Below are 22,055 nucleotides of genomic sequence, written 5' to 3'. Positions count from 1 at the left end.
CGTAGGAGCCGGCTTGCCGGCGAACAACCCACCGACCAGAGCCCTCCATGCACAACCTGTTCACCGAAACCAGCGCCCACGCGGGCTTGGCCCGCACCATCGAGCAGATCGGCCAGCCGCGCTTCTGGCGCCAGTTGATCCTGCTGTTGCAGCAGTGGCTGCCGTTCGATAACGCCCTGGCGATGCTCTACCCCCGCGAAGGGTTGCCCAGGGCCCTGGAAATCTACGATGCCCAGGGCGAAGGCAACCCCGAGGCCATGGCCCTGTACTTGAGCGGGCTTTACCAGCTCGACCCGTTCTACCAGGCGTGCCAGGAGCGCATCGGCGATGGCCTGCACCGCCTTGAAGAGGTGGCACCGGACCAGTTCCGCCAGAGCGAGTACTACCTCAAGTATTTCCACGACCATGTGCTGGAGGATGAGGTGCAGTTCATCCTGCAACTGGGCGATGCCGGCGCGCTGTCACTGTCATTGGGGACCCGCGAACGGTTCGACACGGCGCGCCAGGGGCTGTTGACGATGATCTGCCCCTGGGTGCTGGCGTTGATGGGGCAGCACTGGCAGGTTCAGGGCCAACGCCCCGCCCCGGCCATGGCCAGCCAGGTGCGCGATGCCATGAGCCTGTTCGGGGCCAAGGTGTTGTCGGAGCGCGAGCTGGAGATTGCCCGGCTGGTCCTGCGGGGGTATTCGTCGAAGGCCATGGCCGAGCGGCTGGCGATTTCGCCGGAGACGGTCAAGGTCCACCGGCGGCACTTGTATGCCAAGCTGGACATCTCATCGCAGCCGGAGCTGTTTTCGCTGTTCCTGCAATCGTTGGGGCACGATCCAGAGGCCCCCTGAAATTCGCCGGCAAAGCAGCCCCTGTAGGAGCCAGCTTTGCTGGCGAACCGCCCTCGACCTCTCCCCTGAATCAGCGCCTCCCCACCAACCGCGCCGTCCGGTCCACGGCAATCCGGGTCTTCTCCACCAACTCGTCCAGCTCCGAACGACTGGCCACCAACGCCGGCGCCATGATCATCCGCCCCAGGGTCGAACGAATGATCACCCCCTCCTCGAAGCCAAACGTGCGGCACTGCCAGGCCAGGTCGTTCTCATTGGCGAAGCGCTTGCGCGTGTGTTTGTCCTCGGCGAACTGCAACGCTGCCACCAAACCCGTGCCCTGCACTTCGCCGATCAACGGATGATCACCGAACACCTCACGCAAGATGCGCTGCAGGTAAGGCCCGGTATCGTCCTTGACCTGGCGCACGATCCCTTCGTCACGCAACGCCTTGAGGTTGGCGATGGCCACCGCCGCCGCCACCGGGTGGCCGGAATAGGTCAAGCCGTGGGCGAACACCCCGCCCCGCTCCACCAACGCCTCGGCGATGCGCTTGCTCAGCACCAGGCCGCCCATGGGCACGTAGCCGCTGGTCAGGCCTTTGGCGATGGACAGGGTGTCCGGCTCGAAGCCGAAGTGCTGGTGGGCGAACCACTCGCCGGTGCGCCCAAAGCCGCCGATCACCTCGTCGGCGCACAGCAGCACGTCGTACTGGCGGCAGATGCGCTGGATCTCCGGCCAGTAGCTTTCCGGCGGGAAGATCATGCCACCGGCGCCCTGGAAGGGCTCGGCGATAAAACCGGCAACGTTCTCGGCGCCCAGTTCGAGGATCTTCTCTTCCAGCTGCAAGGCGCAGCGACGGCCGAATTCAGCAGGCGTCAGCTCGCCACCCTCGGCGAACCAGTACGGCTCATCGATGTGCGCGACATCCGGAATCAGCCCGCCCATCTCGTGCATGAACTTCATGCCGCCCAGCGCCGTGGCTGCCAGGGTCGAGCCGTGATAGCCGTTCCAGCGGCCGATCATGATCTTCTTCTGCGGTTGCCCGACCACCTGCCAGTAGCGGCGCACGGTACGGATCAGCACCTCGTTGGCCTCGGAACCGGAGTTGGTGTAGATCGCATGGCTGTAGTGCCCCGGCAGCAGGCTGAACAGCAGCTCGGACAGCTCAATCACCGCCGGGTGGGTGGTGTGGAAGAACATGTTGTAGTAGGCCAACTGGTCCATCTGCGCGGCAGCGGCGGCGGTCAGGTCCTTGCGGCCGTAGCCGAGCTGGGTGCACCACAGGCCGGACATGCCGTCAAGATAGCGACGGCCGTCGTTGTCCCACAGGTACAGGCCTTCACCACGGGTGATGACCCGCGGGCCCTCGGCGTTGAGCGCCTTCTGGTCGAGGAAGGCATGGATGTGGTGAGCGGCATCGCTGGCCTGGTAGTCGCGGGTGTCACGCGTTGGCGAGAAAGGTGCGTTCATTGTTGTTCTCCTCAGGTGAATGTCAGCGCAGCTGGATCCAGGTGGTCTTGAGCTGGGTGTACTTGTCGAACGAATGCAGCGAGAGATCACGGCCGAAGCCGGACTGGCGGCCACCACCGAACGGCACGGTGACGTCCAGGGCGTCAACGGTGTTGACCGACACGGTGCCGGCCTTCAGGCGCCGGGCAACGCGGTGGGCGCGGTTGAGGTCGTCGCTCCATACCGACGCGGCAAGGCCATAAATGCTGTCATTGGCCAGGGCGATGGCCTGCTCCTCGTCATCGAAGGTGCTGACTGCCAGCACCGGGCCGAAGATTTCCTCGCGGGCCAGGGCCATGCCCTGGCCCACGCCAGTGAAGATCGTCGGCGTGATGAAATTCTGCGAGCCGTTCACACTCAGGCGCTCACCGCCACACAGCAAGCGCGCCCCCTCCTCCCGGGCCTGGCCGATGGCGGCCTCGATACGCGCGGTCTGCGTGGCATCGACAATGGCGCCGGCGCGGCTTGCCGGGTCGAGCGGATCGCCCGGCAACCATTCGCGGGCCTTGAGCACAAGGCGCTCGACGAATTCGTCATGGATCGAGCGGTGCACATACACCCGCGAGTTGGCCGAGCACACCTCGCCCTGGTTGAAGAAGATCCCGAACGCGGCCTTCTGTGCCGCCAGGTCGAGGTCACGGCAGTCGTCGAACACCAGGTTCGGGCTCTTGCCGCCGCACTCCAGCCACACCTGCTTGAGGTTCGACTGCGCCGCGTACTGCATGAAGTACTTGCCCACCTGGGTGGAGCCGGTGAACACCAGGCAGTCCACGTCCGGGTGCAGGCCCAGGGCACGTCCAGCCGTTTCCCCCAGGCCAGGCACCACGTTGAGCACGCCTTCCGGCAACCCGGCCTCCAGCGCCAGCTCGGCCAGGCGCAAGGCCGAAAACGGCGACTGCTCGGCCGGCTTGAGCACTACGCTGTTGCCTGCGGCCAGCGCCGGGGCGACCTTCCAGGCGGCCATGTCCAGCGGGAAGTTCCACGGCACTACCGCGCCGATCACCCCCAGCGGCTCGCGGGTGATCATGGCCACGGCGCTTGCAGCGGTGGGCGCGATCTGGTCGTAGAGCTTGTCCAGCGCCTCGCCGTACCAGGCGAACACCTGGGCCGCGCCGGGCACATCGATGCTGTAGGCGTCCATCACCGGCTTGCCCATGTTCAGCGAGTCGAGCAGCGCCAACTCCTCGCGGTGGGCCAGCATCAGTTCGGCCAGGCGCACCAGCACGCGCTTGCGCTCGCCCGGCGCCATGCGGGCCCAGGGCCCCTGCTCGAACGCGCGCCGTGCCGCACGTACTGCCAGGTCGACCTCACTGTCGGCGCAGGCGGCGACTTCGGCCAGGCACTGGTTGGTCGCCGGGTTGATGGCCGCGAAGGTGGCGCCGTCGCGGGCCGCAACCGGGCGCCCGTCGATCAATGCGCTGGTGATGAAGCGTTGCCGTGCAGCGCGTTGCTGCCAATCGCTTTTCGTATGCACGCAGGTCTCCCCTCCGGCCACGCGCGGGCCGGTGATTGTCGTTGTATGGATGAGGTGAAGCGGTGGTTCAGCGCCGTCGCAGGTAGCTTTCCAGCGGGTCCTTGCTCAAGCCTTCCTGGGCCTGTGCCAGCGAAGCGATGAACAGTGAGAACAGCTCGGCCTGGGTGGCGATGTCGAGCTTGGCGTAGAGGTTCTTGCGGTGGGTCTTGACGGTGTCTTCGCTGATGCCCAGGCGCTCGGCCAGCGAGCGCGTGGAGTGGCCGCGCAGCAGGTACTGGGCGATATGGCACTCGCGTTCGGTAAGCAGTGACGAACCAAAGTTGTTCAGCGCCGCGCTGATCTGCCGCCCCAGCACACTCTCGAAGCGCCCGCCCTGAGCCTCGGCGTCCAGGTGCCCCCAGTGCCGGCGCACCACCGCCACCACCCAGGCGGCGATGCACTTGAGCTCGGCCACCTGGCGGCTGCCCAGGCGCCGGGTGCTGCCCAGGGCCACGGCGATGGACAGATGCGCGTCCAGCGGCACCAGGTAGTTGAGTTCGTCTTCCAGGTGGGCATGGCGATAGAACGCGGTGTAGTACTCGCTGCGGGTGAAGTGGTCCGGGGCGACATCGCTCAGGCGGTAGCAGCCGGCGGCCACGCCATCCATGCAGGCACGGTAGAACGGGCACAGCAGGTAGTAGCCTTCCAGGTACTTCTGCACATTGCCCTCGGGCAGCCAGGGGCCGTCTTCGTCCTTGGCGAACAGCGCCGACGGCAGGCCCTTGCGCGGGTAGAGGAACACCGTGATGGCCTGGCACGGTGCCAACTGGTTGAGCGCGGCGAACAGTTCTTCGACGAAACCAGACGTGCCGATGGCATCGACCACGCGGGCCATCCGGGCGTACCAGTCGGGTGAGTTCAGCTGGGCGTTGCTCATTATTGTCGTCCCCGCCAGGGTGAGTGCTGGGCGGGATTGTTTCATGGGGCCAATGAAGCGGCTATCACCCTTCGGGGTGAGCGCCAGCAGATGGATTACCATCGCACTACCTGTAGGAGCGGCCTTGTGCCGCGAAAGGGCCGTAAAGCGGCCCCGGCAATCTTCGCAACAGCATTGATATCCTGGGGCCGCTACGCAGCCCTTTCGCGGCACAAGGCCGCTCCTACAGGGGACGTGGAATTGCTACAGTGCCGCGTCGGGCCAGGAATGCGCGAAACGATAAAAATGCACAGCAACCCTGCATATTTGCCAATTGTACAGGGCAAATTTGCATGACAGGATCCAGCGACCCGCCCGCGCATTCCAGGACTTCACTTGGAAAATCAATAACAAAGCAGGGAGACCGCGATGACCGCGCACGCTCAACCCTCGGCAACGGATCAGGTACTGGCCGAGGTCCGCAACCACATCGGCCACCTCACGCTGAACCGCCCCGCCGGCCTCAATGCCCTGACCCTCGACATGGTCCGCAACCTGCGCCAGCACCTCGACCGCTGGGCCCAGGATCCACACGTGCACGCAGTGATGCTGCGCGGCGAAGGCCCCAAGGGCTTCTGCGCCGGCGGCGACATCCGCTCGCTGCACGACAGCTACAAGGCCGGCGACACCCTGCACCACGACTTCTTCGAAGAAGAGTACGCCCTCGACCTGTGCATCCACCGTTACCGCAAGCCGGTGCTGGTGCTGATGGACGGTTTCACCCTCGGCGGCGGCATGGGCCTGGCCCAGGGCTGCGACCTGCGCATCGTCACCGAGCGCAGCCGGCTGGGCATGCCCGAGGTGGGCATCGGCTACTTCCCGGATGTCGGCGGCAGCTACTTCCTCTCCCGCGTGCCAGGCGAGCTGGGTATCTACCTCGGTGTCAGCGGCAGCCAGATCAAGGCCGCCGATGCCCTCTACTGCGGCCTGGCCGACTGGTACCTGGACAGTGAAAAGCTCACTGCCCTGGATGACGGGCTCGATCACCTGATCTTCGGCGCCAACCCGCTCAAAGACCTGCAAGGGCTGCTGGCCAGCCTGGGCACCCAGTCACTGGAAGACGCACCACTGGCGAAACTGCGCCCGGTGATCGACCACTTCTTCGCCCTGCCCGACCTGCCGAGCATCCTCGAGCAACTGCGCGCCGTGGCCATCGGCGACAGCCGCCAGTGGGCGCTGGACACCGCCGACCTGCTGGAAACCCGCTCGCCGCTGGCCATGGCCGTGACCCTCGAACTGCTGCGCCGTGGTCGCCACCTGGCGCTGGAGGACTGTTTCGCCATGGAACTGCACATCGACCGCCAGTGGTTCGAATACGGCGATATCATCGAAGGCGTACGCGCCCTGATTATCGACAAGGACAAGCAGCCGCACTGGAACCCGCCCACCCTGGCAGGCCTGACTGCCCAGCGGGTCGACCAATTCTTCGAAGGCCTGTGAGCCCGGGAGTACACAGATGCAAGACCTTGAACTGAGCGAAGAGCAGATCATGATCCGCGACATGGCCCGGGATTTTGCCCGCGGCGAGATCGCGCCCCATGCCCAGGCCTGGGAAAAGGCCGGCTGGATCGACGACGAGGTGGTGCGCAAGATGGGCGAGCTGGGCCTGCTCGGCATGGTCGCCCCGGAGCAGTTCGGCGGCAGCTACACCGACTACGTGGCCTATGCCCTGGCGGTCGAGGAAATCTCCGCCGGTGACGGCGCCATCGGCGCGCTGATGAGCATCCACAACTCGGTGGGCTGCGGGCCGCTGCTGGCCTACGGCACACCGGAGCAGCAACAGGCCTGGCTGCCCCGGCTGGCCACTGGCGAGGTGATCGGCTGCTTCTGCCTGACCGAACCCCAGGCAGGCTCCGAGGCCCACAACCTGCGCACCCGCGCCGAGTTGGTCGATGGCCAGTGGGTGGTCAATGGCGCCAAGCAGTTCGTCAGCAATGCGCGCCGGGCAAAGCTGGCCATCGTGTTTGCCGTGACCGATCCGGAGCTGGGCAAGAAAGGCCTGTCGGCGTTCCTGGTACCCACTGACAACCCGGGGTTCAAGGTCGACCGCAGCGAGCACAAGATGGGGATCCGCGCCTCCGACACCTGCGCCGTGACCCTGGACAACTGCCGCATCCCGGCCGACAACCTGCTCGGTGACCGCGGCAAGGGCCTGGCCATCGCCCTGTCCAACCTGGAGGGCGGGCGCATCGGTATCGCCGCCCAGGCCCTGGGGATCGCCCGCGCGGCGTTCGAGGCGGCGCTGGTCTACTCCCGTGACCGCATCCAGTTCGGCAAGCCGATCAACGAACACCAGAGCATCGCCAACCTGCTGGCCGACATGCAGGTGCAGGTCAATGCCGCGCGGTTGTTGATCCTGCATGCGGCCCGCCTGCGCACGGCGGGCAAGCCATGCTTGTCGGAGGCTTCGCAGGCCAAGCTGTTCGCCTCGGAGATGGCCGAGCGGGTGTGCTCCATGGCCATCCAGGTGCATGGGGGGTACGGGTACCTGGAGGACTACCCGGTGGAGAAATACTACCGGGATGCGCGGATTACCCAGATCTACGAAGGGTCCAGCGAGATCCAGCGCATGCTGATCGCGCGGGAGCTGAAGCACTATCCGCTATGACGGTTCGCTGTAGGAGCCAGCCTTGCTGGCGAATGCAAGGCGCAGCCTTGCCCGCTGCACCCGACTAGACTCAATGGACGACACCCTGGCCGCAACGCACGGCCAGGGCCAGACAGACCAGGCATGAACGGGGGGCTGCCACACGTGGAGGTGTGCGATGAGCCAGTTCAAGCGGTTGTTCGTCATGCTCGGCCCGCAGATGCGCTACAGCCCTGCCCTGCAACGGGCCGCGGCGCTGGCCGAATCCAGCGGCGCCCTGCTGGATATCAATATCTTCGTCGACGATGTCGATACCTTCGGCCTGATGAGCGACAGCCGCGAGCGTGAACGCCTGCTCGACGACAACCGCCAGTGGCTGGCGGACGCGGCGGAACAACTGCGCGACAGCGGGCTGGATGTCTCGACCGAGCTGCTGCTGACCCGCGACCCACTGGGCAGTGCCATCGAGCAGATCGAGCGCCTGGGCTGCGACCTGCTGGTCAAGGATGTGCAACACGAACCGGTGCTCAAGCGCTTGTTGGTCACGCCCCTGGACTGGCAGTTGCTCAAGGACAGCCCGGTGGCTGTCCACCTGGTCAGCGATATCCGCCTGCCCCTGCCGCGCCAGGTCGCCGCCGCGGTCGATCTCAACAGCCATGGCGCCGGCGAACACCTGGACGAACAGGTGATCCACAGCGCCCATGCCCTGGCCCTGCAATGCAACGCCGAGCTGCACCTGCTGCACGTCTGCGACGCGGCCAAGACCCATATCGCCGACTTCGGTGCCGGCACCGTGACCATGCCGGGCTTCGACGGCAGCGTGCGCGCGGCCCAGCGTGCCGCCTTCAATCGCCTGGGCGATCATCATGAAATTGCATTGGAGCGGCGGCACTTTCTCGAAGGGCCGGCGATCAAGGCGATCGCCCACTACATCGCCCAGAGTCGGGTGGATGTGATCGTCATGGGCAACCACCGGCACGACGCGATGCAGACGTTCCTGGGCGGCACCACGGCGCACGTGCTGGAGCACCCGCTGTGCAACGTGCTGGCGATCAAGGCTGTGCGCTGAACGAACCATAATTCCGTAGGCGCCAGCCTTGCTGGCGAACCGGGCCACCGCGGTTCGCCAGCAAGGCTGGCGCCTACAAGGTCAGGCGTGGGTTCAGAAACCCTTGCTGTAGAACAGCGAGTACGACTCGATGCCGTCGTTCGGTTGCTTGAGGCCGGCGTTGGAGTAATGCATGGCGCGCAGTCCGATCTTCTGGTCGGCCGGCAGCTTCAGGCCAAAGCCGATACGGTCCTCGAAATTGACCGATGAGCCCATGCGCTGGTCGCCCACATCGGTCTTGGAGAATGCCGCCAGGCCGATACCGGCCTCGATGAACGGGGTGTAGGTGAAACCGCTGAACTCATAGACGAACACCGGGCTCAACGACAGCGAGTGAGCGCCGCTGGCATCACCGCCTTCCCAATAGGTGTAAGCCGCATCCCAGTAACCCGTCACGTAGCCGGTGCTACTTTCCAGCCACTTCTTGTCCCAATCGAACGACAGGCCGATGCGGTAGGTCATGTCGCCTTGACCAGTAGCGCCCACGGCACCGGAAACCTGCGCGGCCTGGGCCAGGTTGGCCCCGGCGAAAGCCAGCACGGCAGCGGCCAAGGAAGCGGCGAGACGGGTTTTCATCAATGACTTCTCCTGATGGTCTTCACATACAGGCCTCTGTTTTCCTGGCCTGCGGAAAGCGGGAGCTTCAGCCCCTCGTTGTACGCGTGCGACCCGGCGCACCCCACCGGGTCACAAGTAGTAATAGTTTTTTGATTATTGTCTGAAAAATCTCAAAGTTGAAGTGTTTTGCCACTATTGTTGAAGGACAGTACGTCCCATTCGCAGGTTCAATCGTATTCCGACTCCGCATGCTCACCCAGCAGTCTGCGCTGCCGGGGCGTGGCCGCCGCCAGCACTTCGGGATTGAACTGCCAGGCGAGATAGGGGGAGAACTTCTGCGCCACCATCCGCCGGCCATAGTGCACCTGGAGCATGTCGCGGATTTGCCCGTTGCTGTGGTTGGTGCCACCGGCGTGCCAGCAATCGCTGCGAAATACCAGCGCGTCACCGGCCTTGCACAGGATGGGCACGGCGCCCTGCCCCTGCCAGTTGCCCTCGCCCGGCCTGGGCGGGCGGCCTGCATGATGGCTGCCGGGCACGACCAAGGTCGGCCCCAGCGTCTGGTCGATATCGCACAGATAAAGTTGCGCGGTGAGTATTTGCATCGGCTGGGTAAACCTTTGCAGGCTGCTCAGCCACTCGGGCAGTTCCATGGTCAGATGATCCAGGTGCAACCCCATGCCAGGGTAGCCTGGGTGGCTGCGCCATGCCGTCTGGCCAATCACGTGACAGTCGGCCCCCAGCGCGGCTTCGGCAAGCTCGATCAACGGTGGCAGGTCGAGAAACGGCAACCACAACGGGTCGCGGTTGAAGACACACTTGTAGTGTTCCAACAGCCCCTGGTAGTCCCAGTGCAGCGGCTGCAGGTCGTCGATGGCACAGCGCAGCAACGCGATTTGCAGCGGTGCCAGCACACCGGAAATCACGGTGTACCCTTCGTCGCACAAATCCTGCAGATGCGATCCCGTACTCATGCCGCCCCCCTGTAGGAGCCGGCTTGCCGGCGAACCAATCCCCAAGCCGACCCCAAAGAGAACATTTGTACTCCTACCGAATCAGTGCCAATTCAGGTCCACCCTGGCAGGCGTCTTGCCATCCACCGCCACCAGTTGCTGCAAGGTCTGCCCACCCGCCGTGCCGGTCACCCGGTAGTGCCCCGGTGGCAGTTGCACGAAGATCAATGGGCCAACATCCTGCAAGGCCAGCACCGATTGCCCCTGTGCTGACTGGATATCCACCGCCGCCCCGCTCTGGAACTGGCCATCGCGGCCAATGGAAAGGGTGATGTGCAAATCGTAGCCTGGCGTACGACACAGGGCGTTGGCTTCATCCTGGCCGATGCCACCCTGCAGGTAGCGGATGCCGTTCTGTTGCTGGGGTTGCAGCTGCACGCCCTGTGGGTCGATCGGGGCGTTGAGGTCGGCGGCCGCCGCCAGGGTCCAGGGCATGGCCAGGGCCAGCATCAATGCCGCGCACAGGCCGTAGTGATGGGTACGCATGGTGCATTCCTCCCTTTGGGGGATGGTGTACACACATTGGATGATTTCCAGGTGCCGGCGTTCGCAAAACGGCGCGCCGTTAGTCCGTGTACCGCAGTGTCCGCATCGCGGCTGAAGCCGCTCCTACAGGGGCGCGTCGCGGCGTTCCTCGAGCAGCTTGATGAACATGCTCAAGCTGCGCGATACCGTCCCACGTCGCCATACCAGCCAAGTCTTGAGATAGCGGAAATCCTCCGCCATCGGCCAGGCGCTGACCGTGCTGCAACCCGGCATGTTGTCGAGCATGCTGCGCGGCATCATGGCCAGCCCCGCGCCAGCACTGACACAGGCGAGCATGCCGTGGTAGGACTCCATCTCGTGGATCTTGCCCGGCACGGCCTGATCGTGGACGAACCAGCTTTCGAAATGGTGGCGGTACGAGCAGTTGGCGCGGAAGGCATAGATGCTCGCGCCGTTGACGTCACGGGCACGGGTCACCGGTGCGTGGTTGAGCGGCGCGATGACCATCATTTCCTCCTCGAACACCGGCATGCCCTCGAGGGTCGGGTGCAGCACCGGGCCATCGACGAAGGCCGCCACCAGGCGCCCGGACAACACCCCTTCAAGCATGGTCCCCGAGGGCCCGGTGGACAGGTCCAGGTCGACCTTGGGGTAACGCTGGTTGTAGGCCGCCAGCAGCGCCGGAATGCGCACCGCCGCCGTGCTTTCCAGCGAACCCAGGGCGAAGGTGCCCTGCGGATCCTCGCCGGCTACCGTCAGGCGCGCCTCATGCACCAGGTCGAGGATGCGCCGGGTGTATTCCAGGAAGTTCCAGCCCGCAGGCGACAGGCGCAAGCGGCTCTTCTCGCGGATGAACAGCTCGACGCCCAAGTCCTCTTCCAGCTGCTTGATACGGGTAGTCAGGTTCGACGGCACCCGGTGGATATGCTGGGCGGCAGCGCTGATGCTGCCGTGCTCGGCCACGGCCTTGAACATCTCGAGTTGCACCAGGTCCACAGTCATTCTCCAAACGTGAATGTTTCGCTCAGTATTATTCAGTTTTCATTAAAACGCGCCAGCACTAGTCTGGGCTCACCCCATCAAAACAATGAGCGTCCTGCCATGAGCAAGATCAGCAGCCTGACCCACGCCATCTCCGTCGATCCCTTCAGCGGCGAACAGATCGGCCATTACGCCTTCGACACCGACGCCGCACTGGAAGCGGCGCTGCAACGTGCCAAGGTGGGCTACGGCCAGTGGCGCAAGGTGTCGCTGGGCCAGCGCAGCGAATACCTGCTCGCCCTGGCGCAGGCCCTGCAGGCCAACGCCGAAGCGTTTGCCCAGATGATCGCCCGCGAAATCGGCAAGCCGATCACCCAGGCCCGTGGTGAAGTGAGCAAGTGCGTCGGCCTGTGCCAGTGGTACGCCGAACACGGCCCGGCCATGCTCGCCCCCGAGCCGACCCAGATCGAGAAGGCCCGCATCGAGTACCGCCCGCTCGGCCCGATCCTTGCCGTGATGCCGTGGAACTTCCCGATCTGGCAAGTGCTGCGTGGCGCCGTCCCGGCCCTGTTGGCCGGCAACACCTACGTGCTCAAGCATGCCCCTAACGTGATGGGCAGCGCCTACCTGCTGGCTGACCTGTTCAAGCGTGCCGGCCTGCCTGAGGGCGTGTTCGAGGTGCTCAACGTCACCCCCGAGGGTGTCACCCGCGCCATCAATGACCCGCGCATCGCCGCCATCACCCTGACCGGCAGCGTGCGCGCCGGCATGGCCATCGGCGCCCAGGCAGGTGCCGCATTGAAGAAATGCGTGCTGGAGCTGGGCGGCTCCGACCCGTTCATCGTGCTGGCTGACGCCGACCTGGATGCCGCAGTGAAAGCGGCGGTGATCGGCCGCTACCAAAATACCGGCCAAGTCTGCGCCGCCGCCAAGCGCCTGATCGTCGAAGAAAGCATCGTCGAGGCGTTCACCGAGAAGTTCGTCGAGGCCACCCGTGCGCTGACCATCGGCAACCCGCTGGAAGAGGCCACCTACATTGGCCCGATGGCCCGCTACGACCTGCGCGACGAGCTCGACGGCCAGGTCCAGGCCACCCTGGCCGAAGGCGCCACCCTGTTGTTGGGCGGGCACAAGCTCGAAGGCGTGGGCAATTTCTACGCACCGACCGTGTTCGCCAATGTCACCCCTGAGATGACGGCGTTCAAGCAGGAGCTGTTCGGCCCGGTGGCGGCGATCATCAGCGCCCGTGACGCCGACCACGCCGTGGAACTGGCCAACGACAGCGAATTCGGCCTGGCTTCGACCCTCTACACCGCCGACTACGCCCTGGCCGAGCGCATGACCGAGGCGCTGGACACCGGTGGGGTGTTCATCAACGGCTACTGCGCCTCCGATCCCCGCGTGGCGTTCGGTGGCGTGAAGAAGAGCGGGTTCGGGCGCGAGCTGTCGCACTTTGGCGTGCGTGAGTTCACCAATGCCCAGACGGTGTGGCTGGATCGTAACTGATTGCGCTACCGCGATGGCGGGCACCGGCCTTGCCGGTGTTCGCCAGCAAGGCTGGCTCCTACAGGTATGCGGGGCGTCCGCTGTGCACCCTATCAACTTACACGCGTTTGTGCAGCGTTCTGAACGCGCCCTCGCCTGAGGGTTTCACTCGGCAGTTCCCTGAACAACTGGCGGTAACTGTCGGAGAACCGCCCCAGGTGCCAGAACGACCAGCGCATGGCCACCTCGGCCACGGTCGCATCGCCCGACAGCAGGTCGCGCCTGGCACCATTGAGCCGGCGTAGCCGCAACCAAAGCGCCGGCGGCATGTCGGTAAAGCGCTTGAACGCTTGCTGCAATTGGCGAACCGACACATTGGCGACCTTGGCCAATGCCACCAGGTTGAGGGTTTCGTCGGGACAGTCGGCGGCCCATTCACTGACCCGGCGCATGATCGCCCGCGCTTCGTCGCGCCGCCCCAGCGCATCACGCTGCAGATGCTGGCCGGCGTTGTCGAGGATGAACAAGCAGTCCTCCAGCAACTGCTCGGCCAACGCCCTGCCCTCCAGCGGGCAGTCGGCCTGCCCAAGGCGAGTGAGCGTGGCGCTCAGCCAATTGCCGAACAGAGCGTTCTGCTGGCAGGTCAGCGGCACCATGAACAATCCGCGCAGGCGCTCCACATCCAGGCCATGGCTGGCCAGGAACGGCTGCTCGAACACCACCGCCACCTCCTGGTAGTTCTCGGGGGTGATCCAGATGTTGCGGCTGTCTTCGTTGAGCAGGTAGAGGCTGTTCTCGCTGCGGTCGAAACAGAACGCCAGCGCACCGCTGGGGGCGCGGAAGAACTGTTCGACCCGGGTGTTGAGGCGTTCCTCGTAGACCTCCACGCCCTCTAGCCCCAACCAGCGCAGCTGGCCGTTGAAATGCCCCGGGGACATCTGCCGGTACTGCTGCTGCCAGCCGGGGGTGGCGCGGGTCTGTTCGGTCACATCGGTGGTCCGGAAATCCTGGACTTGCAAGGCGATTGGCGCTGTCACGCACTGTCCTATTGCACTCTTTTGGTGCATTTAACGGCGAAGAAAGTGGATAGATCGCCCTCGCGGGCTGCGCCCAAGATAGTCCTCAGCGTCACCCGTGGGAAGTGCCCACTGGCGAGCGACGCACAACAACCCAACCAAGAGGTCTGTATGAACGCCCCCTTCGATCAGCTGTCCACCTGGCTGAAAGAACACCGGATCACCGAAGTCGAATGCGTGATCAGCGACCTGACCGGCATTGCCCGCGGCAAGATCGCCCCGACCGCCAAGTTCCTCCACGAGCGCGGCATGCGCCTGCCCGAAAGCGTGCTGCTGCAGACCGTTACCGGCGACTACGTCGATGACGACATCTACTACAGCCTGCTCGACGCCGCCGACATCGACATGGTCTGCCGCCCCGACCCCACGGCGGTGTACCAGATCCCGTGGGCCATCGAGCCGACCGCGATCGTCATCCACGACACCTTCGACAAGCAGGGCAACCCCATCGAGCTGTCGCCGCGCAACGTGCTGAAGAAGGTGCTCAAGCTGTATGCCGACAAAGGTTGGCAGCCGATCGTCGCGCCGGAGATGGAGTTCTACCTCACCCAGCGCTGCGAAGACCCGGACCTGCCGCTGCAAGTGCCGCTGGGCCGTTCCGGCCGCGCGGAGAGTGGCCGCCAGTCGTTCTCCATCGACGCCGCCAACGAATTCGACCCGCTGTTCGAGGATGTCTACGACTGGTGCGAGATCCAGGGCCTGGACCTGGACACGCTGATCCACGAGGACGGCCCGGCGCAGATGGAGATCAACTTCCGCCACGGCGACGCCCTCGACCTGGCCGACCAGATCACCGTGTTCAAGCGCACCCTGCGCGAGGCGGCACTCAAGCACAATGTCACCGCCACCTTCATGGCCAAGCCGATCACCGACGAGCCCGGCAGCGCCATGCACCTGCACCAGAGCGTGGTCGACATCGCCACCGGCAAGCCGATCTTCGCCAACGACGACGGCAGCATGAGCGAGCTGTTCCTGCATCACATCGGCGGCCTGCAGAAGTACATCCCCAAGCTGCTGCCGATGTTCGCGCCCAACGTCAACTCGTTCCGCCGCTTCCTGCCCGACACCTCGGCGCCGGTGAATGTCGAGTGGGGCGAGGAGAACCGCACCGCCGGCCTGCGCGTGCCGACCTCCAGCCCCGAGGCGATGCGCGTGGAGAACCGCCTGCCGGGCGCCGACGCCAACCCGTACCTGGCGATCGCCGCAAGCCTGCTGTGTGGCTACATCGGCATGGTCGAGAAGATCGAACCGAGCGCGCCGGTGCAAGGGCGTGCCTACGAGCGGCGCAACCTGCGCCTGCCGATCACCATCGAGGATGCGCTGCAGCACATGGAGGACTGCGAGGTGGTGCGCGAGTACCTGGGGCAGCAGTTTGTCCAGGGATATGTCGCGGTCAAGCGCGCCGAGCACGAGAACTTCAAGCGGGTGATCAGCTCGTGGGAACGGGAGTTCCTGCTGTTGAGCGTGTGATTTGCAACGCCCCCTGTAGGAGCGGCTTCAGCCGCGATCACCCGCGCAGCGGGTGCCTGGCACCGCGGTGCCGGCATCGCGGCTGAAGCCGCTCCTACAACGAACGCCGCAACACCGATCCATCGTTAATACCACGACCAAGAAAAAGACCAACGAGGTGTCGACATGCGTCATCCGAAAGCCCTGATCCCCGCAACCTTCGCCCTGCTGTTCGGTGCCGCCGCGCAGGCCCAGCCGACGGTGAGCGTGTACAACTGGACCGACTACATCGGTGACACCACCCTGGCCGACTTCCAGGCCAGCAGCGGGATCAAGGTGGTCTATGACGTGTTCGACTCCAACGAAACCCTCGAAGGCAAGCTGCTGGCCGGGCGCACCGGCTACGACGTGGTGGTGCCTTCGAACCATTTCCTCGCCCGCCAGGCCCAGGCCGGCGCGTTCCTGCCGCTGGACCGCAGCAAGCTGACGAACTGGCAGCACCTGGACCCTAAACTGCTCAAGCAACTGGAGCAGAACGACCCAGGCAACCAGTACGCCGTGCCGTACCTGTGGGGCACCAACGGCATCGGCTACAACGTCGACAAGGTCAAGGCGGTGCTGGGTATCGACAAGATCGACTCCTGGGCGGTGCTGTTCGAGCCTGAGAACCTCAAGAAGCTCAAGCAGTGCGGCGTGGCGTTCATGGACTCGCCCGACGAACTGTACCCGGCCATGCTCAACTACCTGGGCATGAACCCGCGCAGCGAGAAGGCCGAGGACTACAGGAAAGCCGAAGCCCGCTTCCTCGAACTGCGCCCGTACATCACCTACTTCCACTCCTCCAAGTACGTCTCCGACCTGGCCAACGGCGACGTCTGCATTGCCTTCGGCTACTCCGGCGACGTGCTGCAGGCCGCGCACCGCGCCGAAGAGGCCGGCAACGGCGTCAAGGTCGCCTACAGCATCCCCAAGGAAGGCAGCAACCTGTGGTTCGACCTGCTGGCCATTCCCAAGGACGCCAAGAACCCCGACGAGGCCCTGGCGTTCATCAACTACCTGCTCGACCCCAAGGTGATCGCCAAGGTCAGCAAGGCCGTCGGCTATGCCAACGCCAACCCGGACGCCAAGGCCGACATGGAGCCGGCGCTGGTGAACAACCCCGAGATCTACCCGCCCCAGGAGGTGCTGGACAAGCTGTATGTCTCGACCATGCAAAGCCCTGGGATCCTGCGGCAGATGACCCGCTCCTGGAGCAAGATCAAGTCCAACCGCTGAGCCGAGCACACCCATGCCACACATGACTGAACACACCGCTTCCTACTACGCCGCCAGCGCACGCCAGGGTACGCCCTACCCGGTGCTCGACCAGGACCTGCAAGCCGATGTCTGCGTGGTCGGCGGCGGCCTGACCGGCGTCAACGCCGCCCTGGAGCTGGCCGAGCGCGGCCTGTCGGTGATCCTGCTGGAGGCCCGGCGCATCGGCTGGGGCGCCAGCGGGCGTAACGGCGGCCAGCTGATCCGCGGGATCGGCCACGATGTGTCGGGTTTTGCCCGGCATGTCGGCCAGGATGGCGTGCGCTACCTGAAACAGGCGGGTATCGACTCGGTGGCGCTGGTGGCCCGGCGCATCGAGCAGTACGGCATCGCGTGCGACCTGCGCTGGGGCTTCTGCGAACTGGCCAACACCCCGGCGCAGTTCGCCGCCTTCGAAGAGGAACAGCGCGACCTGGCGGAACTGGGCTATCACCATGAGACACGCTTGGTCGAACCCGGGCGCATGCACGAGATCGTCGCCAGTGACCTGTACGCCGGCGGCCTGGTGGACATGGGGTCCGGGCACCTGCACCCGCTTGATCTGGTTCAGGGTGAAGCGCGGGCGGCCCATGGCCTGGGCGTGCGCATCTTCGAGCAAAGCCCGGTCGTGCGCATCGAGCACGGCAGCACCGTGACCCTGCACACCGCGCGGGGCAAGGTCCGCGCCCGGAGCCTGGTGCTGGGCTGCAACGCTCACCTGGACGAACTGGAACCGCGCCTGACCGGCAAGGTGCTGCCTGCGGGTAGCTATGTGGTGGCCACCGAACGGCTGCCCGAATCGCTCGCCCGCACCCTGATCCCCCAGAACATGGCGCTGTGCGACCAGAAAGTCGGCCTGGACTACTACCGCCTGACCGCCGACAACCGCCTGCTGTTCGGCGGTGCCTGCCACTACTCCGGGCGCGACCCCAAGGACATCGGCGCCTATATGCGGCCCAAGGTGCTCAAGGTGTTCCCGCAACTGGCCGATGTGCGCCTGGACTACCAGTGGGGCGGCATGATCGGCATCACCGCCAATCGCTTCCCTCAGGTAGGCCGCCTGCGCCAATACCCCAACGTCTACTATGCCCAGGGCTATTCCGGGCATGGCCTGAACGTCACCCACTGGACCGCAAAGTTGCTCGCCGAGGTGATAGCCACCGAGCACAGCCATGGCTTCGATGTGTTCAGCGCCGTGCCGCACCTGACCTTCCCCGGTGGCAAGGCCTTGCGCTCGCCGCTGCTGGCGCTGGGGATGTTGTGGTATCGGGTGCGCGAGGCGCTAGGTTGACGCGCGCACGCCCCCTGTAGGAGCCAGCCTTGCTGGCGAACAGCCGCAACACCAATCTCGAGGCCGGCTTGCGCCGGGTTCGCCAGCAAGGCTGGCTCCTACAACGATCGCGAAGGCAGAGTGCCCTGGGTGCTGGCCATCCGCCAAGCACCTGCTAGCGTTGTTCTGGCCACTTCCCTCATGGACCTCGTCATCATGAAGCACCTGCCTCGCACCACCCTGTTGTGCGCCGCCCTGCTGGCCCTGGTCGCCTGTTCCAGCAACCGGGTCGACCCCAAGGACTACTCCGGCTTTCTCAAGGACTACAGCCGCCTGAAGCCCGCCGAAAGCGTTTCCGGCGCGCCGGTGATGCGCTGGGTCGACCCGGACATCAAGGCCAGCCAGTACACCAAGGTGTTCATCGAACCGAGCCAGTTCTATCCCAAGCCGCAGCCGACCAATGTGATCTCGGCGCAGACCCTGCAGGAGATCACCCGCTATTTCAATGAAGCAATGCGCCGGGAACTGGGCAGCGTGCTCACCCTGGTCAAGGAGCCCGGCCCGAACACCATCGTGGTGCGCCCGGCGATCACCGCGGTGTCCACCAGCACCGAGGGCCTCAAGCCCTATGAAGTGATCCCCATCGCCCTGGTGGCGGCAGCGGTCAACACTGCCGCCGGTGGCCGCGACCAGGCCGTGGACATCGCCGTGGAAGCCGCCTTCCTCGATGGCGCCAACCAGAAGGTGCTGGCCCAGGTGGTGCGCAAGGGCAGCGGCAAGGAGCTGGAAAACGACACCACCCAGCTGACCCTGAATGACGTCAAGCCGGTACTGGACGGCTGGGCCAGCGACATGCGCCGCAGCTTCGTGGCGATGCGCGACAAAAAGCGCTGAGCCACTCGTCGGAGATAATGCAAAAAAGCCATCACCGCCTGCCGGGCCTGCTTAACTCAAGCGGGCTGCCAGGCAGGCGGCCCGTATACCACGGATGGGTTGCCCAAGTTGGCTGCCAACAGCCTCTCGCACCCGTCGGCCCGTCTTCATGACGTAGCCCGACGGCCTTTCGAGCGCAAGCCAGCTCGAAATCTCTCCCCTCCTTCCGCCTGCGCCAGCTGACATAACCGTTCTTCACTCATTGAATGCAATGGAGGCAATCATGTCTGAATCGCTGCTCGCACCGTCGGAAGGCCTCTTCCCGGTGTCCTACCTGATCGGCAACAACCAGCCAGGTGCCCCGCGCCTGCAGTTGGACCTGCTGGTCTACACGCCGGACCGTAGCGTCAACGGCCACGCAACAATCACCCAGGCCACCAACCCACCGCTGGACCTGAACCTGGATGTCTGGGGCACCTACAGCTACCTCACCGTGCAACCGCCAAGCGAAGGCAAGATCCTGCTGACAGTGCGTGGCAACCATGGCGGCCCACACGCCAACTCGCCGGAGCAGTTCGAGCTGCGCGCACTGCTCGACCAGGACTGGCAGAAGGGTGTGGCCAGCTACCGCTACTACAACGGCCAGCGTTGGATCGAAGTGGACAACGTACCGGTCGTGCTCGAACTCAAGCGTATCCAGACACTGGCGAACGTCGACCTGGCGACCGAACTGCATAACGCCACCCTGGAGGCCGTTATCGCCACCGGTGACATTGCCCAGCTCAAGCAACTGGCCAGCGGTGCCGTGGGCAAAGCCCTCGACCAGGCCCTCGCCTCGACCAAGAGCCCGGCCGCCAAGGCCGCCAAGAAAGCCTGAGCAGACAAGGAGAATCAGCATGTCCTTCGGACTCTTTCATACCCGCCTGAATATCAGCAATGGTCTGCTCGGCGCACCGACCCTGACCCTCGATCTGCTGGTCAATACCGTGCAGAAGAAGGTCACCGGCAGGGCCACCATCATCCAGACCACCCATCCCGTGCAGGTTTTCCACGCCAAGGTATGGGGCGGTTACAGCGAGCTGCCGTTCGCGCCAGTGGGCAGCCCGTCGATCGTCCTGCACCTGGATGGCAGCCCCAGTGGCCCGCTCAGCCAGATCGCCCAGACCTTCCACCTGCAAGGCCTGCTCGACCAGGGCTGGAATTATGGCACTGCCAGCTACCGCTACTTCATCAACGGCCACTGGGTCGACCAGCACGGCCGTGTGCGCAAGGCGCCGGAGATCGTCCACCAGCATCAGCCGGCAGAGCGCCTGAAAGCGGCCATCCGCCACCTCGAAAGCGCCTGATCCAGGCAGCGTGACCGTGCGGGAGCCAGATGGCTCCCGCATCGCCTTCAGTCGATGCAGTTTTCCTCAACACACCCTGCAGAAAACAACGTTTTTTCCAACCCACGCTCCCCGCTAGGCTGTGTCCGTACCCGACCACGGACCAACACCCATGCTTTCGCTGCTGCTGACCACCCTCGTGCCGATCATCCTGCTCATAGCCCTGGGCACCTGGCTGCGGGTACGTGGCTTTCTCGCTGAAAGTTTCTGGCCCGGCGCCGAGCGCCTGAGCTACTACGTACTGCTCCCTTCACTGTTCCTCCACGGCCTGGCCACCGCCAACCTCGATGGCGTGCCGGTGCTGGGCATGGTCGGCGTGCTCATGCTGTCCACCCTGCTCGGTGCCCTGCTGCTGGTGCTCTACCAGGGGGCGGCGAGCCACGACGGGGCCGATTTCACCTCGGTGTTCCAGGGCGGCGTGCGCTTCAACAATTACATCGGCGCCACCCTGGCCGCCGGCCTCTACGGCAGCGCCGGGATTGCCCTGGCGGCGGTGGCCAACGCCGCCATCGTGCCGCTGGTCAACCTGCTCTGCGTACTGGTGTTCGCCCGTTTCAGTGCCCGCCACAGTTCACCGGCCACGGTACTGCGGGCGATCTTCGCCAACCCGCTGATCGTCGGTTGTGCCGGGGGTCTGCTGTTGCGGGTCAGCGGCCTGGGCCTGCCCGCCGGGCTGGAGCCCACGGTGAAAGCACTCGGCCAAGCTGCCTTGCCTCTTGGCCTGTTATGCGTGGGCGCGGCGTTGGGCGGTGCGCGCCTGGGCCAGCAGGCCAAGCCGCTGCTGGCGGCGTCGCTGTTCAAGTTCCTGGTGATGCCGATGACCGCGTGGGGCCTGTGTCGGCTGTTCGGGCTAGAAGGCCAGGCCGCGGTGGTGGCCATCCTCTTCCAGGCACTGCCAACCGCCTCGTCGTCCTATGTGATGGCCCGGCAAATGGGCGGCAACGCGCCCCTGATGGCGACCATCATCGCCCTGCAGACCGTGGCGGCCGCCGTGACCCTGCCCCTGATGCTGAGCTTGACGCTGAATTGAGCGCGCACGGCTAGACTCACAGGCAACCCACCCTGCGAGACTTCGACCATGCGTCAACCTTGGATGCTCTGCGGCCTGCTCCTGGCCCTGCTCGCAGGCCCTCTCGGCGCGGCCGACAGTCAGAAGGCCGCCGTCGCCGAGGACAAGGCGCACAAACTCGAAGAAAAAGTCGTCGAGGACGCGCCGCCCCCCAAACAGCAGGAAAAGATCAGCCCGAGTGAGGTACAGGCGGTCGACCCGGCCGGCCAGGCCCCCATGGATGACAGCATCACTTGCCTGGCACGCACCATTTACTGGGAGGCGAAAGGCGCCGACGCCCAGGACATGAGCGCAGTGGCCAGCGTGGTGCTCAACCGCCTGGGCCACGAAGGTTTCCCCAACACGATTTGCGGGGTGGTCAAGCAAGGGGTGGAGAGCAAGAGCTGCCAGTTCTCCTGGTGGTGCGACGGGCGTCCCGACCAGGTGGAAGAAGAGGAGCGCTACGCGGTGGCCAAGGAAATCGCACGCAAGGCCCTCAACCAGCAGCTCAAGGACCCCACCGGGGGTGCGCTGTACTTCCACGACCGCAACGTCAGCCCCGACTGGGCCAAGACTTACCGCAAGACCGCCGAGACCACGCATTTCCTGTTCTACACACCCAACCAGGCGCTGGCCAGATAGCGCGGTCCTGCGAAACCTCACCCAGTGACCGCACTTTTGCC

At 65.0% G+C, this 22,055-nt stretch carries 21 protein-coding genes; 13 read left to right on the top strand and 8 right to left on the bottom strand.

The features are described from left to right. Positions 1–47: 47 nt before the first annotated feature. Positions 48–839: a helix-turn-helix transcriptional regulator gene (locus tag NGM28_RS07795; protein WP_252089549.1), complete on the top strand. Its 792-nt coding sequence runs from the start codon at positions 48–50 to the stop codon at positions 837–839. A 70-nt stretch (positions 840–909) separates the two neighbouring features. Here NGM28_RS07795 and NGM28_RS07790 read toward each other — a convergent pair whose 3' ends face one another. The 3 genes from NGM28_RS07790 to NGM28_RS07780 form a co-directional block, all read right to left on the bottom strand. Then, complete coding sequence (locus NGM28_RS07790) at positions 910–2,292, bottom strand: aspartate aminotransferase family protein (protein WP_252089547.1); 1,383 nt, start codon at positions 2,290–2,292, stop codon at positions 910–912. A gap of 22 nt (positions 2,293–2,314) precedes the next feature. Beyond that, positions 2,315–3,805: an aldehyde dehydrogenase gene (locus tag NGM28_RS07785; RefSeq protein ID WP_252089545.1), complete on the bottom strand. Its 1,491-nt coding sequence runs from the start codon at positions 3,803–3,805 to the stop codon at positions 2,315–2,317. Between the two features lie 67 nt (positions 3,806–3,872). After that, the gene (locus NGM28_RS07780; RefSeq protein WP_252089728.1) at positions 3,873–4,721 is read right to left on the bottom strand and encodes a helix-turn-helix transcriptional regulator; all 849 of its coding nucleotides are present in this window, start codon (positions 4,719–4,721) and stop codon (positions 3,873–3,875) included. A gap of 408 nt (positions 4,722–5,129) precedes the next feature. On the opposite strand from NGM28_RS07780, the gene NGM28_RS07775 reads away from it, so the two are divergent. From NGM28_RS07775 to NGM28_RS07765, 3 genes are all read left to right on the top strand, one after another. Beyond that, positions 5,130–6,200 (top strand): enoyl-CoA hydratase/isomerase family protein, encoded by a 1,071-nt coding sequence (locus tag NGM28_RS07775; RefSeq protein ID WP_252089543.1) that lies wholly within the window; start codon positions 5,130–5,132, stop codon positions 6,198–6,200. Between the two features lie 16 nt (positions 6,201–6,216). Beyond that, positions 6,217–7,368, top strand: a complete 1,152-nt coding sequence (locus NGM28_RS07770) for an acyl-CoA dehydrogenase family protein (protein WP_252089542.1) — start codon at positions 6,217–6,219, stop codon at positions 7,366–7,368. Between the two features lie 157 nt (positions 7,369–7,525). Then, positions 7,526–8,416, top strand: coding sequence for a universal stress protein (locus NGM28_RS07765; protein ID WP_252089540.1), 891 nt, complete (start codon positions 7,526–7,528; stop codon positions 8,414–8,416). A 93-nt stretch (positions 8,417–8,509) separates the two neighbouring features. Here the strand turns inward: NGM28_RS07765 and NGM28_RS07760 are convergent, their stop codons facing one another. The 4 genes from NGM28_RS07760 to ptrR all read right to left on the bottom strand — a co-directional run bounded on the left by NGM28_RS07760 (position 8,510) and on the right by ptrR (position 11,508). Continuing rightward, the gene (locus NGM28_RS07760) at positions 8,510–9,031 is read right to left on the bottom strand and encodes an acyloxyacyl hydrolase (RefSeq protein ID WP_011534057.1); all 522 of its coding nucleotides are present in this window, start codon (positions 9,029–9,031) and stop codon (positions 8,510–8,512) included. 209 nt (positions 9,032–9,240) lie between these two features. After that, positions 9,241–9,987, bottom strand: a complete 747-nt coding sequence (locus tag NGM28_RS07755; RefSeq protein ID WP_252089538.1) for a phytanoyl-CoA dioxygenase family protein — start codon at positions 9,985–9,987, stop codon at positions 9,241–9,243. An 81-nt stretch (positions 9,988–10,068) separates the two neighbouring features. Further along, the gene (locus NGM28_RS07750; RefSeq protein ID WP_252089536.1) at positions 10,069–10,512 is read right to left on the bottom strand and encodes a carboxypeptidase regulatory-like domain-containing protein; all 444 of its coding nucleotides are present in this window, start codon (positions 10,510–10,512) and stop codon (positions 10,069–10,071) included. 123 nt (positions 10,513–10,635) lie between these two features. Beyond that, complete coding sequence (ptrR, locus tag NGM28_RS07745) at positions 10,636–11,508, bottom strand: putrescine utilization regulator PtrR (protein WP_213661189.1); 873 nt, start codon at positions 11,506–11,508, stop codon at positions 10,636–10,638. 105 nt (positions 11,509–11,613) lie between these two features. Between ptrR and NGM28_RS07740 the strand changes: the two genes are divergently transcribed. After that, positions 11,614–12,999, top strand: a complete 1,386-nt coding sequence (locus tag NGM28_RS07740; RefSeq protein WP_252089535.1) for an aldehyde dehydrogenase family protein — start codon at positions 11,614–11,616, stop codon at positions 12,997–12,999. Between the two features lie 92 nt (positions 13,000–13,091). Here NGM28_RS07740 and NGM28_RS07735 read toward each other — a convergent pair whose 3' ends face one another. Further along, positions 13,092–14,015, bottom strand: a complete 924-nt coding sequence (locus NGM28_RS07735; RefSeq protein ID WP_252089533.1) for a helix-turn-helix domain-containing protein — start codon at positions 14,013–14,015, stop codon at positions 13,092–13,094. 150 nt (positions 14,016–14,165) lie between these two features. Between NGM28_RS07735 and NGM28_RS07730 the strand changes: the two genes are divergently transcribed. From NGM28_RS07730 to NGM28_RS07695, 8 genes are all read left to right on the top strand, one after another. Then, a complete protein-coding gene (locus tag NGM28_RS07730; RefSeq protein WP_011534065.1) occupies positions 14,166–15,524 on the top strand; it encodes a glutamine synthetase family protein in 1,359 nt (452 codons plus the stop codon). Between the two features lie 165 nt (positions 15,525–15,689). Then, the gene (locus NGM28_RS07725) at positions 15,690–16,778 is read left to right on the top strand and encodes a polyamine ABC transporter substrate-binding protein (protein WP_252089531.1); all 1,089 of its coding nucleotides are present in this window, start codon (positions 15,690–15,692) and stop codon (positions 16,776–16,778) included. 13 nt (positions 16,779–16,791) lie between these two features. Beyond that, entirely contained in the window at positions 16,792–18,087 is a 1,296-nt protein-coding gene (locus NGM28_RS07720; RefSeq protein WP_252089528.1) for an NAD(P)/FAD-dependent oxidoreductase, read from the top strand. A 195-nt stretch (positions 18,088–18,282) separates the two neighbouring features. Beyond that, positions 18,283–18,960, top strand: coding sequence for a DUF3313 domain-containing protein (locus tag NGM28_RS07715; RefSeq protein WP_240063028.1), 678 nt, complete (start codon positions 18,283–18,285; stop codon positions 18,958–18,960). Between the two features lie 262 nt (positions 18,961–19,222). Further along, positions 19,223–19,816: a DUF1842 domain-containing protein gene (locus NGM28_RS07710; protein ID WP_252089527.1), complete on the top strand. Its 594-nt coding sequence runs from the start codon at positions 19,223–19,225 to the stop codon at positions 19,814–19,816. A gap of 19 nt (positions 19,817–19,835) precedes the next feature. Continuing rightward, complete coding sequence (locus NGM28_RS07705; protein WP_240063029.1) at positions 19,836–20,285, top strand: DUF1842 domain-containing protein; 450 nt, start codon at positions 19,836–19,838, stop codon at positions 20,283–20,285. Positions 20,286–20,436: 151 nt separating this feature from the next. Then, positions 20,437–21,354, top strand: coding sequence for an AEC family transporter (locus NGM28_RS07700; RefSeq protein WP_252089525.1), 918 nt, complete (start codon positions 20,437–20,439; stop codon positions 21,352–21,354). A 48-nt stretch (positions 21,355–21,402) separates the two neighbouring features. Beyond that, positions 21,403–22,014 (top strand): cell wall hydrolase, encoded by a 612-nt coding sequence (locus NGM28_RS07695; protein ID WP_252089524.1) that lies wholly within the window; start codon positions 21,403–21,405, stop codon positions 22,012–22,014. The last annotated feature ends 41 nt before the right edge of the window (positions 22,015–22,055 follow it).

This window comes from Pseudomonas sp. MWU13-3659, assembly GCF_023757525.1.
GTDB classification, from domain to species: domain Bacteria; phylum Pseudomonadota; class Gammaproteobacteria; order Pseudomonadales; family Pseudomonadaceae; genus Aquipseudomonas; species Aquipseudomonas entomophila_E.
This window is presented reverse-complemented; position numbering and strand designations above follow the sequence as displayed.

What these genes read in the sequence shown, in the direction of transcription:
- NGM28_RS07795 (WP_252089549.1), top strand. Translation starts at nt 48, where the DNA reads ATGCACAACCTGTTCACCGAAACCAGCGCCCACGCGGGCTTGGCCCGC.
- NGM28_RS07790 (WP_252089547.1), bottom strand. Translation starts at nt 2,292, where the DNA reads ATGAACGCACCTTTCTCGCCAACGCGTGACACCCGCGACTACCAGGCC.
- NGM28_RS07780 (WP_252089728.1), bottom strand. Translation starts at nt 4,721, where the DNA reads ATGAGCAACGCCCAGCTGAACTCACCCGACTGGTACGCCCGGATGGCC.
- NGM28_RS07775 (WP_252089543.1), top strand. Translation starts at nt 5,130, where the DNA reads ATGACCGCGCACGCTCAACCCTCGGCAACGGATCAGGTACTGGCCGAG.
- NGM28_RS07770 (WP_252089542.1), top strand. Translation starts at nt 6,217, where the DNA reads ATGCAAGACCTTGAACTGAGCGAAGAGCAGATCATGATCCGCGACATG.
- NGM28_RS07765 (WP_252089540.1), top strand. Translation starts at nt 7,526, where the DNA reads ATGAGCCAGTTCAAGCGGTTGTTCGTCATGCTCGGCCCGCAGATGCGC.
- NGM28_RS07760 (WP_011534057.1), bottom strand. Translation starts at nt 9,031, where the DNA reads ATGAAAACCCGTCTCGCCGCTTCCTTGGCCGCTGCCGTGCTGGCTTTC.
- NGM28_RS07755 (WP_252089538.1), bottom strand. Translation starts at nt 9,987, where the DNA reads ATGAGTACGGGATCGCATCTGCAGGATTTGTGCGACGAAGGGTACACC.
- NGM28_RS07750 (WP_252089536.1), bottom strand. Translation starts at nt 10,512, where the DNA reads ATGCGTACCCATCACTACGGCCTGTGCGCGGCATTGATGCTGGCCCTG.
- NGM28_RS07740 (WP_252089535.1), top strand. Translation starts at nt 11,614, where the DNA reads ATGAGCAAGATCAGCAGCCTGACCCACGCCATCTCCGTCGATCCCTTC.
- NGM28_RS07730 (WP_011534065.1), top strand. Translation starts at nt 14,166, where the DNA reads ATGAACGCCCCCTTCGATCAGCTGTCCACCTGGCTGAAAGAACACCGG.
- NGM28_RS07725 (WP_252089531.1), top strand. Translation starts at nt 15,690, where the DNA reads ATGCGTCATCCGAAAGCCCTGATCCCCGCAACCTTCGCCCTGCTGTTC.
- NGM28_RS07720 (WP_252089528.1), top strand. Translation starts at nt 16,792, where the DNA reads ATGCCACACATGACTGAACACACCGCTTCCTACTACGCCGCCAGCGCA.
- NGM28_RS07715 (WP_240063028.1), top strand. Translation starts at nt 18,283, where the DNA reads ATGAAGCACCTGCCTCGCACCACCCTGTTGTGCGCCGCCCTGCTGGCC.
- NGM28_RS07710 (WP_252089527.1), top strand. Translation starts at nt 19,223, where the DNA reads ATGTCTGAATCGCTGCTCGCACCGTCGGAAGGCCTCTTCCCGGTGTCC.
- NGM28_RS07705 (WP_240063029.1), top strand. Translation starts at nt 19,836, where the DNA reads ATGTCCTTCGGACTCTTTCATACCCGCCTGAATATCAGCAATGGTCTG.
- NGM28_RS07700 (WP_252089525.1), top strand. Translation starts at nt 20,437, where the DNA reads ATGCTTTCGCTGCTGCTGACCACCCTCGTGCCGATCATCCTGCTCATA.
- NGM28_RS07695 (WP_252089524.1), top strand. Translation starts at nt 21,403, where the DNA reads ATGCGTCAACCTTGGATGCTCTGCGGCCTGCTCCTGGCCCTGCTCGCA.